Genomic DNA, 16,795 nt, shown 5'->3' with positions numbered 1-16,795 from the left:
AAGAAGGCGAAGCGCGCCATGGAGGCCGAGACCGGGCTCCGCCACCGCACGTGGTGGACCCCGTACCTCTTCCTCGCCCCGGGCCTGGTCATGGTGACGATGTTCAGCCTCTGGCCGTTCGTCAACACCGTGATCCTCTCGCTCACCGACGCGCAGATCCTGCGCGGCGGCGGGTTCGTCGGCTTCGACAACTACGCCCGCGCCTTCGGCGACCCCGACTTCTGGGTCGCCACCGGCAACAGCGTGCTGTACCTCGTGGTCGTCGTCCCGTGCCTGGTGTTCCTGCCGCTGGCCCTCGCCGTCCTCGTCCAGCGGGAGGTCCCCGGGATCGGCTTCTTCCGCTCGGCGTTCTACACCCCGGTGATCGCCTCGGCCGTGGTCGTCGGCCTCATCTGGCAGTGGGTGCTGCGCAGCGACGGCCTGGTCAACACGGTGTTCCGGAAGCTGAGCATCGTCTCCGAGCCGATCCCGTTCCTGACCGACAGCACCATGCTGCTGGTCTCCGCGATGATCGTGACCGTGTGGAAGGGCCTCGGCTACTACATGGTCTTCTACCTGGCGGCCCTCGGGAACGTCTCCGCCTCCCTCCACGAGGCCGCGGCGCTCGACGGCGCGGGACCCGTACGCCGCTTCTTCAGCATCACCGTCCCCCAGGTGAAGCCGATGATGCTGCTGGTCGGCACCCTCTCCGCCATCTCCGCGCTCCGCGTCTTCACCGAGATCTACATCCTCGGCGGCGAGAGCGGCGGGCCCGGCGGCGGCGCCCGTACCCTGCCCTTCCTCATCCGCCAGGTCGGTCTCGGCTTCGCCGGCGAGACCGGTTACGCGGCCGCCATCTCCATCCTGCTGTTCCTCCTGACGCTGGTCTTCAGCCTGCTGGGCCGCCGCCTGTCCAAGGGAGACGAGAGGTGAGGGCGCCCTCCTTCCGGATCGGCCTCGCGGGCCGGTACGCCACGCTCCTCCTGATGCTCGTGGTCATGCTCGGGCCGATCGTCTGGCAGTTCCTGACCTCGATCCGCGGCCGCACGGAGAACGTGTACGACGGGGTGCTGCCCGCGCGGCCCACCCTCGACAACTACGTCCGGGTCGCGGAGTCGTTCCCGCTGCTCCAGTACGTCGGCAACACCCTGACCGTGGCGCTGCTCGCCGTCACCTCGAACCTGCTGTTCGCGGCGATGGGCGGCTACGCCCTCTCGCGCGCCGCCTGGAAGGGCCGCAGAGCCGTCTTCACCGTGCTCGTGGCGACGCTGATGTTCCCCTTCGAGTCCGTGATGATCTCGATGTTCCTCACGATCCGCGAGATGGGCCTGGTCGACACCCTCATCGGCGTCTGGCTGCCCGGCGCCGTGTCCGTCCTCAACATCATGATCATGCGATCGGCCTTCCTCGCCGTACCCGCGGAGCTGGAGGAGGCCGCGGTCCTCGACGGCGCCGGCGAGTGGACCCGCTTCACCCGGGTCTTCCTCCCGGCCGCCAAGGGGGCGCTGGCCGTCGTCTGCATCACCAGCTTCATGGGTGCGTGGGACGACTTCCTCTGGCCGCTGCTGGTGCTGACCGACAGCGAGAACCACACCCTCCAACTCGGCCTGAAGACCCTGGCCGGCGCCACCACCGTCAGCGACCAGCGCATCATCGCCGCCGGCGCGATGGCCGCGCTGATCCCGATGATGCTCCTCTTCTTCGCCCTCCAGCGCTTCTTCTTCAAGGGCGTGGGCGACGGGGCCGTCAAGACGTGACCCGCGCCCTCTCCCTCCCTCTCCGTCTCCCCTCTCGCCCCTGACCGCCTGACCGCCGGACCGCACGATCCGCTCACTCTCCACCTGGAGCAGCCGCCATGCACGACGACCGCAGCATCACCGAACACCGCCTGCGCCGCGTCCTCAAGGAACGCATCAAGCCCGCCGTGCACTCCCGTTCGGTCCCGCTGGCCATCGAACGCTGGGAGGCCCCCGGCGAGCCCGTCCCCGTCGCCGAAGGCCTCGCGGCCGCGTACGGACCCTGCGCCATCGGTGACGCGTGGGGCCCGGCCTGGGGCACCACCTGGTTCAAGGTCACGGGCACCGTCCCCGCCGGCTGGGCGGGGCGCACCGTCGAGGCCGTCCTCGACCTCGGCTTCGACCGGATGATGCCCGGCTTCCAGTGCGAGGGCCTGGTCCACCGGGCCGACGGCGGGGAGGTCAAAGCGCTCAACCCGTACAACGACTGGGTGCGCGTCGCCGACTCCGCGGTCGGCGGCGAGCGGATCGAGTGGTACGTCGAGGGCGCCTCGAACCCGGTCCTGGTCGACCACTCGGCGACGTACGAGGGCGACGTCCGGACCAGCGGAGACCAGCCCCTCTACCGGCTCGCCCGGATGGACCTCGCCGTCTTCGAGACCGAGGTCTGGGAGCTCGTACAGGACCTGGAGGTCCTCCACGACCTGATGACACAGCTCGACGGGCGCGACGCCCGGCGCTACGAGATCCTGCGCGCCCTGGACTCCGCCCTCGACGCCGTGGACCTGGACGACGTCCCCGGCACGGCGCCCGCCGCCCGCGCCCGGCTCGCCGGCGCGCTGGCGGCCCCCGCCCACGCCTCCGCCCACCGGATCAGCGCGATCGGCCACGCCCACATCGACTCGGCCTGGCTGTGGCCGCTGCGCGAGACGGTGCGCAAGGTCGCGCGGACCGCGTCCAACATGGTCAACCTGATGGACGAGCACCCCGAGTTCGTCTTCGCCATGTCGCAGGCCCAACAGCTCGACTGGATCAAGACGCACCGGCCCGAGCTCTTCGAACGGGTCAAGAAGAAGATCGCGGACGGGCAGTTCGTGCCGGTCGGCGGCATGTGGGTGGAGTCCGACACCAACATGGTCGGTGGCGAGGCCATGGCCCGACAGTTCCTCTACGGCAAGAAGTTCTTCATGGACGAGTTCGGCATCGAGACCGACAACGTCTGGCTGCCCGACTCCTTCGGCTACACCGCCGCGATGCCGCAGATCGTCAAGCTCTCCGGCTCCCAGTGGTTCCTGACCCAGAAGATCTCCTGGTCCCAGGTCAACAAGTTCCCCCACCACACCTTCTGGTGGGAGGGCATCGACGGCTCCCGCGTCTTCACGCACTTCCCGCCCGTCGACACCTACAACTCCGACCTCGGCGGAGCCCAGATGGCGCACGCCGCCCGCAACTACCAGGAGAAGGGCCGGGGTTCACGCTCACTGGTCCCCTTCGGCTGGGGCGACGGCGGCGGCGGCCCCACGCGCGAGCAGCTCGCCCGCGCCAAGCGGCAGCGGAATCTCGAAGGCTCCCCGCGCGTGGAGATCGAGCGCCCCGACGCGTTCTTCGAGAAGGCGCACGCCGAGTACGGGGACGCGCCCGTCTGGGCCGGCGAGCTCTACCTCGAGCTGCACCGGGGCACCTACACCTCGCAGGCCAAGACCAAGCAGGGCAACCGGCGCAGCGAGTCGCTGCTGCACGAGGCCGAACTGTGGGCGTCCACGGCCGCGGTGACGTTCCCCGGGTACGCGTACCCGTACGAGGAGCTGGAGCGGATCTGGAAGACCGTGCTGCTCCACCAGTTCCACGACATCCTCCCCGGCTCCTCCATCGCCTGGGTGCACCGCGAGGCGCGCGAGACGTACGCGGAGGTGGAGGAGGAGCTGACCGCCCTCACCCTGGCCGCGCAGCGCGCCCTGGCGGGCGAGGGCGAGGAAGAGCTCGTCTTCAACTGCTCCCCGCACGCCCGGCGCGGCATCGCGGCCGGCGGTGCGTCGCGGCCGGCCGCCGCCGGGCAGCCCGTCACCGTCGAGGAGCGCCGCGGCGGCGGCCACGTCCTCGCCAACGGGCGCCTGCGCGTGGAGATCGACGGCCGCGGCCTGATCGTCTCCGCCTACGACCTGGAGGCCGGACGCGAGTCGGTCGCACCGGGCGCCGCCGCGAACCTGCTCCAGATCCACCCCGACTTCCCCAACATGTGGGACGCGTGGGACATCGACGCGTTCTACCGCAACAAGGTCACCGACCTGGTGGACGTGGACGCCCTGGCGCTCGCGGAGACCGGGCCGTTCTCGGCCACGGTCCGCGCGGCCCGCTCCTTCGGCTCCTCCTCGGTCGTCCAGTCGGTCACGCTGCGGGCGGGCGCCAAGACGGTGGACATCGTCACGGACGTGGACTGGCACGAGACGGAGAAGCTCCTCAAGGCGGCCTTCCCACTGGACGTCAAGGCCGAACGAACCGCCTCGGAGACCCAGTTCGGGCACGTGTACCGGGCCACCCACACCAACACCTCTTGGGAGGCGGCCAAGTTCGAGATCTGCGCGCACCGCTGGATCCACGCGGAGGAGCCGGGCTGGGGCGTCGCCGTCCTCAACGACTCCACGTACGGCCACGACGTGACCCGCGACGTGCGCCCCGACGGCGGACAGACGACGACGATCCGCCTCTCCCTCCTGCGGGCGCCGCGCTATCCCGATCCGGAGACCGACCAGGGCGCGCACACCCTGCGCTACTCGCTCGCCCCCGGTGCGGCCCTCTCCGACGCGGTGCGCGAGGGCCACGCGCTCAACCTCCCGGAGCGGACGGTCACGGGCGCGGGCCCGGTCGCGCCGCTGGTGGCGGTGGACGGCGACGCGGTCGTGGTCGAGTCGGTCAAGCTGGCCGAGGACCGCGGCGGCGACGTCGTGGTCCGCCTCTACGAATCCGGCGGCGGCCGGGCGCGGGCCACCCTGACGGCGGGCTTCCCCCTGTCGGCGGCGGTCGAGAGCGACCTCCTGGAGCGGCCCCTGGAGGGGACGGCCGTCGGCCCGCTCACCCCGGACGGCACCGTCCCCCTGACGCTGCGCCCGTTCCAGATCGTCACACTCCGCCTCCACCGGTCCTGAAACCCCCGCGCGGCGCCCCGGCCGCCGGGGCGCCCCGCGGCGCGGGGCCGCCGGGGAGGCCTCCGTGCGGCTGCCGTATGTTGGCGGGCTTCCGCATGTCAACGCACCCGTGGGGGGTCCCTCGTCATGTCCACCGGTACCGCAAGACCGTCTCCGCCCGGCGCGCCGCCGGCCCGCTCGCCGCTCCGCTCGCTGAGGGGACTGGCGACGGCCCTGACCGTACTGCTCGGCCTGTGCGCCGCGACCCGGCTGCTGGCCGCGGCCGCCGGGGTCTACCGGTACCGGGCGCTGGACAGCTTCGCGGAGGTCATGGGGCTGGGGCATTCCCGGACGCTGCTCTCGATGGCGATGAGCCTGGTCCTGCTGGCCACGATCCCGACGGCGGTGGTCTTCATCGTCTGGTTCCACCGGGTCCGGGTCAACGCCGGCGTGTACGCGCCGGGAAGCTTCCGGGGCGGCGCCGGCTGGGCGATCGGAGTCTGGTTCATCCCGGTCCTGGGCTGGACCGTCCTGCCCTGCCTGATCGCCGCGAAGGCGTGGAAGGCCAGTGCCTCGCGGCTGCCCGGCCGGGTCGCGGCGGCCTCACCCGCGCCCGTCTTCGCCTGGGCCGGCGGACTCGGCGCGGCGATGCTCGCGTCGGGCGCTGCGAGCTGGTTCGCCGACGGCGGCACGTCCCAGGGCGCACTGCGCGAAGCGGCCCTGCTCGGCGCGGGCTCCGACCTGGTCTACGCCGCGGCGGCGGGACTGGCCGTGCTCTTCGTACGCCGCCTGTCGGCCCTGCAGCCTGCCCTGCAGCCGGCCGGCTGAGCCGCGCGGCGCCGCGCCGGCGCCGCGCCGGCCCGGTCCGGTCACCGGGGCGGGGCGTCCGCCGCCTTCCGCCATGCGTCCGGGGCGTGGCGGTGGTTCACGTGGCCGGCCGCGAGTACGGTGCGCAGCGCGGCCAGGTGCGCGGTGGCGGGCGGCAGGCGCAAGGAGTCCAGGAGGGCGAGTGCGGCGGCCGGTTCGAGGTTGCCGTAGAGGTCGTGGTAGCTGCCCAGCACGGCGCGGAACACGGCCGGACGCAGCTCCGGCACCTGTGCGGCGGCCCGGTAGGCGGGCTCCTTCGTCGCCCAGGGGACCGGCCCGGAACACGCCAGCACCCGCCGGGCCCGCAGCAGCAGGCCCTCGGGGGCGTCGGCCCGGATCCGGTGCGCGTCCTGCCCGAGCACCGCGGTGAAGGCGGCGTCGGCGCTCTGGCCGTGCTCGAACCAGTCCAGCCACAGCGCGTCGGTGACCGCCTCGGGTTCCGGCCCGGCCTCCAGCCGCCGCCGGAAACCCTCCCAGAGGACCTCGACCGGCAGCGGCCCGGCCGGTCCGAGGTGTGCCCGGTGGATCGGTCGGTGCACCAGGACGTGGCTGCCGACCAGGTCCATCAGGCCGAGCGCCACCCGGACCCGGTCGGCGGGTCCGAGCCGCTCGTCCTCGAAGACCAGGAACCCCCACGTCTCGGCGATGTCGGCCGTGCTGGTGGCCTCGGCCGGTTCGCCCGGGGCATCGACGTACCACCACGCGCCGTCGCCGTCCCGGGTCAGCCCGTCCTCGGCGAGCCAGCGCAGGGCGAGCTCGGTTTCACGCATCACCCGGCGGACGATACCGGGGGCAAGGCGCCGGTCCGGGCGTCGGGCCGGGCCCCGGGCCGGGGCTGCCCCGAATTCGCCCTTGACAGTGCGGAGTCGGGAGGAAGCGGCCCCGGCGGGGCCGTCGGGCGGGGAAGCATGGACGGCACGTGCCCCCTGACCCGAGGAGTGCAGCCGTGCCCAGTCCCACCGGCGAGCCGATCCGACCGACGACCGAGCTCTTCGAACCGCCCCCGCTGCACGACGTCATGTACGGCTACATCCACTCCGCCGCGCTGCGCGCCGTGGCCGTACACCGGATCGCCGACCACCTCGCCGAAGGCCCCCGCACGGCCGAAGAGCTCGCCGCCCGCACCGGCACCCACGGGCCCTCGCTCCACCGGGTGCTGCGCCTGCTCGCGATCCGCGGGCTGTTCCGGGAGGACGAGCGGGGCGGGTTCCGGCTCACGGAGGACGGGCAGGGGCTGCGCACCGACCTGCCGGGCTCACAGCACTCCTCGGTGCTGATGATCACCGACCCGATGTTCCGCCGCTCGGCCGACGGCCTGGAGGACACCCTGGTCACCGGGCGGCCCGGCTTCACCGAAGCGTACGGGGCCACCTTCTTCGAGTACCTCGGCAAGTCCCCGGAGGACCGGGCCACCTTCGACACCGGAATGGCCACGTTCTCCGGTCCGGTCGACGAACTCGTCGCGCAGGGCTACGACTTTCCGGCCGACTCGCGGGTGGTCGACGTGGCCGGCGGCCGCGGGGGCCTGCTGCGGGCCTTCCTGGCCCGCAATCCCACGCTGACCGGGGTGCTCTTCGATCAGCCGGCCACGGTGGCCGAACACGTTCTGGATTCACCGGGGTTGGCGAACCGCTGGGAGACCGAGGGCGGCGACTTCTTCGCCGGGGTGCCGGCAGGGGGCGACTTCTACGTCCTCAAGCACATCCTGCACGACTGGAACGACGAGGACGCGCTGCGCATCCTCGGCTCGGTCCGCCGGGCGGCGTCCGCCGGCACCCGGCTCCTCGTGGTCGACACGGTCCTGCCGGAAGCCAGCGCCCCGCACCCCGGGGTGGAGCTGGACATCGTCATGCTGATGGTCCTCAGGGGCCGTGAGCGCACCGCGCGGGAGTTCGACGACCTGCTGGCCCGCGCGGGCTTCCGGGTGGACCGGGTCCTCCCCACGCCCGCCCTCCCCTCCATCGTGGAGGCCGTCGCCGTCTAAATCCGTGAGCCGCCGCGGGCCGGGGCGGTCGCCGGGGGGTGTGTGTCCCCGCTGTCCGCGCCCAGGTCCGCGAGCAGGCGCAGTCCGTCTTCGGCGGGGCTGCCGGGGGCCGCGGACAGCACCACCAGCTCCATGCCGGACGCGTCCGGCAGGGCGAAGTTCTCCTGGTGCAGTTCCAGGGGCCCGACCAGCGGGTGGCGGTACGCCTTGCGCCCGTGGGCGCGGGCGCGCACGTCCGCGCGGGCCCAGAGGCGGCGGAAGCGCTCGCTGCCCATGGCCAGCTCGCCGATGAGCGAGGCGAGCCCGGCGTCTTCGGGGTACTTGCCGGAGGCCAGGCGCAGGTGCCCGACCAGGTCGAGGGTGCACTTCTCCCAGTCCGCGTAGAGGCCGCGCTCGGCCTCCTCGAGGAAGACGTGACGGGCGGTGTTCAGGCCCGGCAGGGGCCGGCCGAAGAGGAGTCCGGCGAGGCGGTTCCCGGCGAGCACGTCCAGCCGGTGGTCCATGATCATCGCGGGGGCGCCGGTGACCAGGCCGAGGACGCGCAGCACCTCCGGCCGGACCCTCCCGCCCGGCGCCTTCGCGGGGCGGCGGCGCTGCCGGGCGAGCCGGCCGAGGTGCCCGCGCTCGGTGTCGTCGAGGCCGAGGACGCGGGCGAGCGCGTCGAGGACCTGCTCGGAGGGCTGGGTCGCGCGGCCCTGCTCCAGGCGTACGTAGTAGTCGACGCTGACCCCGGACAGGTGCGCGACCTCCTCGCGGCGCAGCCCTTCGACTCGGCGGCGGCTGTCGGCGGGGATGCCGACGGCCGCCGGGTCGACCCGGGAGCGCCGGGTCCGGAGGAAGCCCGCAAGATCGTCCATGTCCCCAGTATGGCCACGCCGGTGCCCGCGGAGGCGGCCGCGAAGGTGGCCCTGCCAATACCAGGAAGTCCGGACCGGTGGAAGAGCCGCCCCTGAATGCCGGGCGCCGCGGCGGCCAGGATCGAAGGCATCCGATCCGGAGGAGTTCCCATGAAGACGCTCATCGTCTACGCCCACCCCGAGCCGAAGTCGCTCAACGGCTCGCTGAAGGACCTCGCGGTGTCCACCTTGGAGGCCGCCGGGCACGAGGTTCGGGTGAGCGACCTGTACGCGATGAACTGGAAGGCGGTCGTGGACGCGGAGGACTACGGCCCCGCCGCCTCGAGCCCGCTGAAGGTGGCCCTGGACTCGGGCCGGGCCTTGGGTGCCGGGACGCTCACCCCGGACGTCCTCGCCGAGCAGGAGAAGCTGCTGTGGGCGGACACGGTCATCTTCCAGTTCCCGATGTGGTGGTACTCGATGCCCGCGATCCTCAAGGGCTGGGTGGACCGGGTGTTCACCCACCGCTTCGCGTACGGCGTCGGCGAGCACAGCGGCACCAAGTACGGCGAGCGCTTCGGCGAAGGCACCCTCGCGGGCAGGAGGGCCCTGCTGTCGGTGACGGCCGGCGGCCCAGAGCCGCACTACGCCGCCCGCGGGATCAACGGCCCCATCGACGACCTGCTGTTCCCGATCCACCACGGCATCCTCTACTACCCGGGCATCGAGGCCCTGCCGCCGTTCGTGCTGTACGGCACCGACCGGATGGGCGCCGAGGAGTACGCGGACGTCGCGAAGGCCTGGGAGCAGCGCCTGCTCACCCTGGAGTCGACCGAGCCGATCGCGTTCCGGCGGCAGAACTTCGGTGACTACGAGATGCCCTCGCTGCACCTGAAGGAGGGACTGGAGCCCACGGGCCGCACGGGCTTCGGTCTGCACGTGCGCGGCTAGTACGTGCAAGGCCGGTACGCGCACGGCTGGTGCGTGCACGGCCGGTACGTGCACGGCCGGTACGTGCACGGCCGGTACGGCCGCCGCCCCCGCCGGGTCGTGCCGGGGCCGCCGTGAGCTCCGCCACACGGTCCGGCGGGCCGGGGTGCGGGGGCCGGGGAACGGGGGGTGGGCGGGCGCGGGGAACCGGGTCCGGGTTTTGCACCTAGTTGCAAAATAAGCGCCCGCTCGCTAGAACAGGTTCATCACCCCCGCGCGAGGAGGCGCCCCCTCATGAGTTCCCAGAGCCGGTACCCGCACCTGCTGAGCCCCCTGGACCTCGGCTTCACCACCCTGCCGAACCGCGTGATCATGGGCTCCATGCACACCGGCCTCGAAGAGCACGAGCGGGGCTTCGAGCGCCTCGCCGCCTTCTACGCCGAGCGCGCTCGCGGCGGAGCCGGGCTGATCGTCACCGGCGGCATAGCCCCGAACGACGCCGGCCGGCCCTTCGAGGGCGGCGCCCGCCTCACCACCGAGGAGGAGGCCGCCGAACACCGCGTGGTCACCGACGCGGTGCACGGAGCGGGCGGGAAGATCGCGATGCAGATCCTCCACTTCGGCCGCTACGCCTACCACAAGGACCTGGTGGCACCCAGCGCCATCCAGGCCCCCATCAGCCCCTTCGTCCCGAACGCCCTCACCGACGCCGAGGTCGAGCGCACGGTCGAGGACTTCGTCCGCGCCGCCCGCCTCGCCAAGCTGGCCGGCTACGACGGCGTCGAGATCATGGGCTCCGAGGGGTACCTGGTCAACGAGTTCATCGCCGCGGCCACCAACAAGCGCACCGACCGCTGGGGCGGCGCGTACGAGAACCGCATGCGCTTCCCGCTGGAGATCGTCCGGCGCACCCGTGCGGCGGTCGGCGAGGACTTCATCCTCGTCTACCGCCTCTCGATGCTCGACCTGATCCCCGGCGGCTCCACCCTCGACGAGGTCGTGCGCCTCGCCAAGGAGATCGAGGCGGCCGGCGCCACCATCATCAACACCGGCATCGGCTGGCACGAGGCCCGCATCCCCACCATCGCCACCTCCGTTCCGCGCGGCGCCTACACCTGGGTCACCAAGCGGCTGATGGGCGCGGTCTCCGTCCCCCTCGTCACCAGCAACCGCATCAACACCCCGGAGATCGCGGAGGAGTTGCTCGCCGACGGCCGCGCCGACCTGGTCTCGCTGGCCCGGCCCTTCCTCGCCGACGCCGATTTCGTCGCCAAGGCCGCCGCCGGCCGCTCCGAGACGATCAACACCTGCATCGGCTGCAACCAGGCCTGCCTCGACCACACCTTCAGCGGCAAGATCACCAGCTGCCTGGTCAACCCGCGCGCCTGCCACGAGACCGAACTGACGCTGTCCGCGACCAAGTTGAAGAAGCGCGTCGCCATCGTCGGAGCCGGCCCCGCCGGCCTCGCCTGCGCCGTCTCCGCCGCCGGCCGCGGCCACGCCGTCACCCTCTACGAAGCCTCCGGCCACATCGGCGGCCAGCTCGACGTCGCCCGCCGCATCCCGGGCAAGGAGGAGTTCGCGGAGACCATCCGCTACTACGGCACCCAGCTCGCCGAGCATGAGGTCGAGGTCAAGCTGAACACCCGCGCCGACGTCGAGACCCTGCGCGGCTACGACGAGGTGGTCGTGGCCACCGGCGTCACCCCCCGCACGCCCGAGATCGACGGCGTCGACAGCCCGAACGTCCTCAGCTACCTCGACGTGCTGCGCGACGGGGCCCCCGTCGGCGAGCGCGTCGCCGTCCTCGGTGCCGGCGGCATCGGCTTCGACGTCGCCGAGTTCCTCACCGACAGCGGCGAGGGCGCCTCCCAGGACCCCGAGGTCTACTTCCGCCACTGGGGCGTGGACACCTCGTACTCCGGCCCCGGCGGCCTCACCGCCCCCGAGCGGCCGGCCCCGCCGCGCCAGGTCCACCTGCTCCAGCGCAAGACCACCAAGGTCGGCGCGGGCCTCGGCACCACCACCGGCTGGATCCACCGCGCGGAGCTCAAGCACCGTGGGGTCGTCTCCGTCGCGGGTGCGGCGTACGACCGCATCGACGGCGAAGGCCTGCACATCACGGTGGGCGGCGAGCAGCGCCTCGTACCCGCCGACACCGTGGTGCTGTGCACCGGCCAGGAACCGCGCCGCGACCTGTACGAGGCCCTGCGCGCGGCCGGGGTCGAGGCGCACCTGATCGGCGGCGCCGACGTGGCCGCCGAACTCGACGCCAAGCGGGCCATCCGGCAGGGCACGGAACTCGCCGCGACCCTCTGACCCGCGCGGCCCGCCGTTGCCGGCCCGACGAAACGCGGCCGGGTCCGGCCGGGGTGCGTACTGCCCTGATCCGGCAGTGGAGTTGTGGCGGTCCGGGTCGGGCCGCCACAATCGGGCGGTGACGCTGACACCGGCAGACGCGGACAAGATCCTCAACGACAACTTCGCCCCGTGGGTGCTCGCCCTCGGGCTCACCGTCCAAGAGACGGGCGAGCGGCACGCCGTGCTCAGGCTGCCCTGGTCGGACGCCCTCGCCCGGGACGGCGGCGGCCTGTCCGGCCAGGCCCTGATGGCGGCCGCCGACACCGCCACCGTCATCGCGGTCTCCGCCGCGCGCGGGGCCTACGGCCCGATGACCACCGTCCAGCAGTCCACCAGCTTCCAGCGGCCGGTGGTCGGCGCCGACGTGCTGGTCGACGTGCGGATCACCAAACTCGGCAAGCGGATGGCCTTCGCCGACATCACCATGACCCCCGAGGGCGCCTCGGAGCCGGCCGCGAAGGCCTCCACGGTGTACGCCCTGCTGGGGTGAGGGGAGACCCGATCGGGGCAGGGGCAGGGTCAGGGGCAGGGGCAGGGGCCGGGGCCGGTGTCGGTGTCGGTCTCAGGAGCGGCCGCGGGCCCGGGCCGGTCTCCGTCAGCGTGCCGCCGCGACGGCCGTGGCCGGGCCGACGCCGGTGAGGGACTCCGCCCGCGCCCAGAGCCGGGCATTGGCCGCGGGGTCCAGGGCGCCGCGGGTGATGCGGGCCTCGGCGCTGGGGCCGACCAGCCCGAACCGGCCGCCCGGGCCGTAGTAGCCGCCGGCCGCCGCGTCCGGGCTGGTGGCGGCGTGGAGCAGCGGCTCCGTGCCGGGTCCGACCTCCTGCTTCGGGAGGAGGTCCACCGCGCTGACGATCCGGTGCCCGAGCGAGGGCCGGCCGGTGAGCAGGCTCGCTCCGGCGGTCTGCAGGTTGGTCTTGGTGTAGCCGGGGTGCGCGGCGGTGCTGCGCAGCGGCCAGCCGTGCTCGGCGGCGAGGACGGCCAGGTGCCGGGCCATCATCAGGTCGGCCAGTTTGGACTGCGCGTACGAGCGCATGGGACTGTAGCGCCGCCGCTCCCACTGCAGGTCGGCGAAGTCGATCCGGCCGAAGTTCGCCGTGCCGCTGCTCATCGTGGCCACGCGCGGGGCGGGGGCCGCGAGCAGGGCGGGCAGCAGCCGCACGGTCAGGGCGAGCGGGCCGAGGAAGTTGCTGCCGAACTGGAGCTCGAAGCCGTCGGACGTGGTCATCCGGGTGGGCGGGGCCATCACCCCGGCGTTGTTCACGAGCAGGTCGAGCGGGGTGCCGTCGGCGAGGATCCCGTCGGCGAAGGCCTCGACCGAGGCGAGGTCGGCCAGGTCGACGCGGCGCACCTCGACCCGGGCGCCGGGGTGGCGGGCCAGGATCTCGGCGCGGGCCCCGTCGCCCTTGGCGGGCGTACGGACGGCCAGCACCACGCGGGCTCCGGCCTCGGCGAGGCGGCGGGCGGCCTCCTTGCCCGTACCGCTGTTGGAGCCGGTCACGACGGCGAACTTTCCGGACTGGTCGGGGACGGCGTACATGGCGGGCTCCTCGAAGGCGGAAGTGGGTGGGGGACGGGCCGACGGGCCGGACGGGTGGATCCGTAGGCTCGTGGATCCCGGATCCCGATAAGAGACCGGCGGTCTGCCATCCCTCTCCGAAGCTAGCAGACCGCCGGTCTGATAACAACAGACCGCGGGTCTCTACGCTCTGTAAGCTGTCGTCGTGACCACGCCCACGAATTTCCAGCGCGCCCGCAGCGAGGAGCAGCGCGCCGCCCGCCGGCGGACCATCCTCGACGCCGCCGCCGCCATGCTCACGGAAATGCCGGTCGCTCAGGTCACCCTGAACGAGCTCGCCAGGCGGGCCGGGCTGGCCAAGTCCAACGTGCTGCGCTACTTCGAGTCCCGCGAGGACGTTCTGCTCGAACTGCTCGACGGCGCCACCCGCGAACTGCTCGCCCACCTCGACGGCGCGCTCGCCGAGGCCGTCGACAGCGCCCCGCCCGCCGAGCGGCCCGACCGGCTCGCGGCGTGCCTGGCGCGGGCGCTCGTCGAACGGCCCGTCCTGTGCGACCTGATCAGCGCCCAGGCCGCCGTCCTGGAGCGCAACGTCTCCCCGCAGGTCGCCGCCCAGTACAAGCGGGCCGCCATCGCCAACGCCACCGCGCTGGCCGAGCGGGTCGCCGCGCACCTGCCGGAGCTGGGCACGGCCGACTCCTTCCGCTTCGTCGCCGGGACGGTCATGGTCACCGGGGCCGTCTGGGCCCACGCCCATCCCTCGGCCGCCATGCTCGCCGCCTACGAGGCCGACCCCGCGCTCGCGGTGCTGCGCCTCGACTTCGGCGCCACGCTGCGCGAGACGCTGGAGGTCCTGCTGTCCGGGCTGCTGGCGCGCGCGCAGCGCGCGGCTCTGGGATCGTTGACGGCGGGGGACGATTCCGCCCGGCGCGACAGGGCATAGGACACGACAGCGCAGCATGGGACGCGACAGCGCAGAGGAGCGGTCATGTCCGGACAGTTCGAGGCGAGCGTCGAGATCGACCGCCCCGCCGAAGAGGTCTTCGCGTACCTCGCGGACGGGCGCAACGACCCGGAGTTCAGTCCGCGAGTCCAGCGGATCACCCGGATACCGGACGGCCCGACGGCCGTCGGCACGGTCTTCCGCAGCACCGTGAAGGACGCGGGGATGAAGACGGGCCGCGAGTTCGCCATCACCGTGCTCGACGCGCCGCGGCAGATCCGGTGGGCGGAGATGAGCAAGAACCTGGTCACCGCGGAAGGCGGCTACGACCTGGAGGAGCTCCCCGGCGGCCGCACCCGGGTCCGCATCTTCAACACCCTCACGGGCCACGGGTTCGGCAGACTCCTGGTCGGCCTGGCCCTGAGCGCGGCGCGCAAGGACGCCCCCGGCTTCGGCCGCCGCATCAAGGCGGCGGTGGAGGCGTCCCCGCGCACGAGCTGAAGGCAGGTCCGGTTCGGAACCGGCTCGGAACCGGATCAGAGCCGGATCAGAGCCGGATCAGAGCCGGATCAGAACCGGTTCGGTCCCGAGGGCGGGAACGGCAGCGGCTTCGGCGGCGCCGCGTCGGGTCCGGGCCGCAGGGGTGAAGTGCCGGGAACCGTCCGGCAGTTCACGTCCTTGGCCGGCAGCTTGCCCGTGACCAGATAGGCGGTGACCGGCGCGGTGGCGCAGGAGTTGGGGTCCGCCAGGTACACACCGTGGCCCTCACCGCCCAGCGCCAGCACCATCCGCGACCCCCTCAGCGCCTCGTGCAGGCCCCGGCCGCTGACCAGCGGGGTCTGTGAGTCCCACTCGTTCTGCACGGTCAGCACGGCGGCCCGCTTCTTCATCGGCGTCGCCGGCTCGAGCGGCCGCTGCCAGAAGGCGCACGGCTTGATGTTCGAGGCGAAGTCCCCGTAGAGCGGGTACGCGGCCTTGTCGCGGACCGCGTCGCGCCGGTAGCGCTCGGGGTCGCGCGGCCAGGAGTCCGTGTCCCCGCACACCACGCTCCAGAAGACGGCGATGCCGTTGTCGGCGGCCGGCTCGGCCGTGGCGGGCTTGCCGGCGGCCGGCCGGGCGGGCGCGGCCTTCCCGGAGAGCGCCCGCTTCATGTCGAAGTCCGGGCCGAGGGCGCCCGACGCGCTGCCCGGCTTCCCCTCGGCGGCTTCCTTCAGCGCCGCCACCAGCGGTGTGGCCTCCGCGGGGTAGAAGAACAGCGCGCGCGCCGCCCGGATGTCGTCGCCGCCGATCTTCTGCCCCTGGAAGTCGATCGGCTCCCGCTCGGCGCGCGCCACCAGGTCCCAGAAGGTCTTGGACACCGCTGCCGGGCTGTCGCCGAGGTGGTACTGGTCCGCGCGCTCCGCCGCCCACCGCGTCCACCGCTTGAAGGCCGGCTCGGCCTCCGTCGCCCACACCCGGATCATGTCGCGCCAGATCAAGTCCGGGTCGACCCCGCTGTCGAGCACGAACCGGTCGGTGCGGTCCGGGAACAACTGCGTGTACACCGAGCCGAGGTAGGTCCCGTACGAGTACCCCAGGTAGGAGATCTTCCGCTCGCCCAGCACCGCGCGGATCGTGTCCATGTCGCGCGCGGTGTTGCGGGTGGTGATGTACGGGAGCACGGAGCCGGCCTTCTCCCGGCACTTGTCGGCGACGGTACGGGCCCACGCCACGTCGGAGGGGAAGGTCTCGGGCCGGTACGCCCGGTCGAAGTTCTGCTCGGCGTCGGTCAGTCCGCAGCTGACCGGGCTGCTGGCGCCGACCCCTCGCGGGTCGAAGCCGATCAGGTCGTACCGCTCGCCCACCTCGCGCGGCAGCGCCTCCCCGAGGCTCAGCGGGAGGTCGAGCCCGCTGCCGCCCGGCCCGCCCGGGTTCATCAGCAGGACCCCGTGCCGCTTCGCCGGATTGGTGCTGCGCACCCGGGATATGGCGAGGTCGATCGTGCGGCCCTCGGGGCGCCGGTAGTCGAGCGGCACCTTGAGGGTGGCGCATTCGTACGAGGCGGGCTGGTCGGCGCTGCACCGGTGCCAGGCGGGCTTTTGCCGCAGGTACTCGGCGTCGGCGGGCGCGGCGGAGGCCTGGGCGGCCGCGAGCAGCGGCACGGAGCTCGCGAGGAGCCCGGCGGCGGCCACGAGGGAAGCCAGTCGTTTCTTGCGCACGGGGGCCGTTCCTTTCGGGAGGGCGGTTGTCGCTCCACCCTGGGGCACGCGGCGGCCCGGGCGAATCCCTCCGTGGTGTGGGTCGCCCTCGTTCTCGCGAATGACCGGAATTCCGGACAATCGGCCGACACGCCGGTGGTTTTGTCCCTCCGTCAGCCAGGGGAGGAGCCGTCACCGGGCAGTCGGGCGTGCGGCACCGTAGCAGCCATCCGAGGTGTTGCCCGGATGTTTGTCCAGTCGTGATGGGGCTTCAGGAAGGGGGTCCGGTCGGGCATTAGCGTCCCTTGGCACCCGGGGGTCCGGTGGAGCGGCGCGCGGCCGCT

General features: G+C 72.9%; 14 protein-coding genes. 10 read left to right on the top strand and 4 right to left on the bottom strand.

Annotation, left to right across the window (positions count from 1 at the left end; translation table 11 throughout):
- Nucleotides 1-18: 18 nt before the first annotated feature.
- The 4 genes from DRB89_RS18695 to DRB89_RS18680 all read left to right on the top strand — a co-directional run bounded on the left by DRB89_RS18695 (nucleotide 19) and on the right by DRB89_RS18680 (nucleotide 5,665).
- Nucleotides 19-912 carry a sugar ABC transporter permease gene (locus DRB89_RS18695; RefSeq protein WP_204358071.1) on the top strand — a complete coding sequence of 298 codons (894 nt, stop codon included), beginning with the start codon at nucleotides 19-21 and terminating at the stop codon, nucleotides 910-912.
- On the top strand, nucleotides 909-1,736 hold the full coding sequence (locus tag DRB89_RS18690) for a carbohydrate ABC transporter permease (protein ID WP_239516214.1): 828 nt from the start codon (nucleotides 909-911) through the stop codon (nucleotides 1,734-1,736). The genes DRB89_RS18695 and DRB89_RS18690 overlap by 4 nt, the downstream gene beginning before the upstream one ends.
- A 98-nt stretch (nucleotides 1,737-1,834) precedes the next feature.
- Nucleotides 1,835-4,858, top strand: a complete 3,024-nt coding sequence (locus DRB89_RS18685) for a glycoside hydrolase family 38 C-terminal domain-containing protein (RefSeq protein WP_112450671.1) — start codon at nucleotides 1,835-1,837, stop codon at nucleotides 4,856-4,858.
- Between the two features lie 126 nt (nucleotides 4,859-4,984).
- Nucleotides 4,985-5,665 carry a DUF4328 domain-containing protein gene (locus DRB89_RS18680; RefSeq protein WP_112450670.1) on the top strand — a complete coding sequence of 227 codons (681 nt, stop codon included), beginning with the start codon at nucleotides 4,985-4,987 and terminating at the stop codon, nucleotides 5,663-5,665.
- A 41-nt stretch (nucleotides 5,666-5,706) separates the two neighbouring features.
- Here DRB89_RS18680 and DRB89_RS18675 read toward each other — a convergent pair whose 3' ends face one another.
- Nucleotides 5,707-6,474 carry a hypothetical protein gene (locus DRB89_RS18675; protein WP_112450669.1) on the bottom strand — a complete coding sequence of 256 codons (768 nt, stop codon included), beginning with the start codon at nucleotides 6,472-6,474 and terminating at the stop codon, nucleotides 5,707-5,709.
- 176 nt (nucleotides 6,475-6,650) lie between these two features.
- On the opposite strand from DRB89_RS18675, the gene DRB89_RS18670 reads away from it, so the two are divergent.
- On the top strand, nucleotides 6,651-7,688 hold the full coding sequence (locus DRB89_RS18670; protein ID WP_239516213.1) for a methyltransferase: 1,038 nt from the start codon (nucleotides 6,651-6,653) through the stop codon (nucleotides 7,686-7,688).
- Here the strand turns inward: DRB89_RS18670 and DRB89_RS18665 are convergent.
- A complete protein-coding gene (locus DRB89_RS18665; RefSeq protein ID WP_112450668.1) occupies nucleotides 7,685-8,545 on the bottom strand; it encodes a helix-turn-helix transcriptional regulator in 861 nt (286 codons plus the stop codon). The two genes, DRB89_RS18670 and DRB89_RS18665, sit on opposite strands and share 4 nt — an antisense overlap.
- Nucleotides 8,546-8,695: 150 nt before the next feature.
- On the opposite strand from DRB89_RS18665, the gene DRB89_RS18660 reads away from it, so the two are divergent.
- The 3 genes from DRB89_RS18660 to DRB89_RS18650 all read left to right on the top strand — a co-directional run bounded on the left by DRB89_RS18660 (nucleotide 8,696) and on the right by DRB89_RS18650 (nucleotide 12,305).
- A complete protein-coding gene (locus DRB89_RS18660) occupies nucleotides 8,696-9,475 on the top strand; it encodes an NAD(P)H-dependent oxidoreductase (RefSeq protein ID WP_112450667.1) in 780 nt (259 codons plus the stop codon).
- A 273-nt stretch (nucleotides 9,476-9,748) separates the two neighbouring features.
- Complete coding sequence (locus tag DRB89_RS18655) at nucleotides 9,749-11,773, top strand: NADPH-dependent 2,4-dienoyl-CoA reductase (RefSeq protein WP_112452972.1); 2,025 nt, start codon at nucleotides 9,749-9,751, stop codon at nucleotides 11,771-11,773.
- A 118-nt stretch (nucleotides 11,774-11,891) separates the two neighbouring features.
- Nucleotides 11,892-12,305: a PaaI family thioesterase gene (locus DRB89_RS18650; protein WP_112463346.1), complete on the top strand. Its 414-nt coding sequence runs from the start codon at nucleotides 11,892-11,894 to the stop codon at nucleotides 12,303-12,305.
- A 105-nt stretch (nucleotides 12,306-12,410) separates the two neighbouring features.
- Here the strand turns inward: DRB89_RS18650 and DRB89_RS18645 are convergent, their stop codons facing one another.
- Nucleotides 12,411-13,352, bottom strand: coding sequence for an SDR family oxidoreductase (locus DRB89_RS18645; protein ID WP_112452594.1), 942 nt, complete (start codon nucleotides 13,350-13,352; stop codon nucleotides 12,411-12,413).
- 184 nt (nucleotides 13,353-13,536) lie between these two features.
- Between DRB89_RS18645 and DRB89_RS18640 the strand changes: the two genes are divergently transcribed.
- Nucleotides 13,537-14,274: a TetR family transcriptional regulator gene (locus tag DRB89_RS18640; protein WP_112452595.1), complete on the top strand. Its 738-nt coding sequence runs from the start codon at nucleotides 13,537-13,539 to the stop codon at nucleotides 14,272-14,274.
- Nucleotides 14,275-14,319: 45 nt separating this feature from the next.
- Nucleotides 14,320-14,775, top strand: coding sequence for an SRPBCC family protein (locus DRB89_RS18635; RefSeq protein WP_112452596.1), 456 nt, complete (start codon nucleotides 14,320-14,322; stop codon nucleotides 14,773-14,775).
- A gap of 68 nt (nucleotides 14,776-14,843) precedes the next feature.
- Here the strand turns inward: DRB89_RS18635 and DRB89_RS18630 are convergent, their stop codons facing one another.
- Nucleotides 14,844-16,472: an alpha/beta hydrolase gene (locus tag DRB89_RS18630; protein ID WP_112452597.1), complete on the bottom strand. Its 1,629-nt coding sequence runs from the start codon at nucleotides 16,470-16,472 to the stop codon at nucleotides 14,844-14,846.
- Nucleotides 16,473-16,795 lie beyond the last annotated feature (323 nt).

The sequence above is a fragment of the Streptomyces sp. ICC4 genome, from assembly GCF_003287915.1.
In the GTDB taxonomy this organism is placed as follows: domain Bacteria; phylum Actinomycetota; class Actinomycetes; order Streptomycetales; family Streptomycetaceae; genus Streptomyces; species Streptomyces tritrimontium.
This window is presented reverse-complemented; position numbering and strand designations above follow the sequence as displayed.

Coding starts and splice junctions, on each gene's coding strand:
- DRB89_RS18675 (WP_112450669.1), bottom strand. CDS start 6,474: ATGCGTGAAACCGAGCTCGCCCTGCGCTGGCTCGCCGAGGACGGGCTG.
- DRB89_RS18685 (WP_112450671.1), top strand. CDS start 1,835: ATGCACGACGACCGCAGCATCACCGAACACCGCCTGCGCCGCGTCCTC.
- DRB89_RS18645 (WP_112452594.1), bottom strand. CDS start 13,352: ATGTACGCCGTCCCCGACCAGTCCGGAAAGTTCGCCGTCGTGACCGGC.
- DRB89_RS18655 (WP_112452972.1), top strand. CDS start 9,749: ATGAGTTCCCAGAGCCGGTACCCGCACCTGCTGAGCCCCCTGGACCTC.
- DRB89_RS18660 (WP_112450667.1), top strand. CDS start 8,696: ATGAAGACGCTCATCGTCTACGCCCACCCCGAGCCGAAGTCGCTCAAC.
- DRB89_RS18635 (WP_112452596.1), top strand. CDS start 14,320: ATGTCCGGACAGTTCGAGGCGAGCGTCGAGATCGACCGCCCCGCCGAA.
- DRB89_RS18680 (WP_112450670.1), top strand. CDS start 4,985: ATGTCCACCGGTACCGCAAGACCGTCTCCGCCCGGCGCGCCGCCGGCC.
- DRB89_RS18695 (WP_204358071.1), top strand. CDS start 19: ATGGAGGCCGAGACCGGGCTCCGCCACCGCACGTGGTGGACCCCGTAC.
- DRB89_RS18665 (WP_112450668.1), bottom strand. CDS start 8,545: ATGGACGATCTTGCGGGCTTCCTCCGGACCCGGCGCTCCCGGGTCGAC.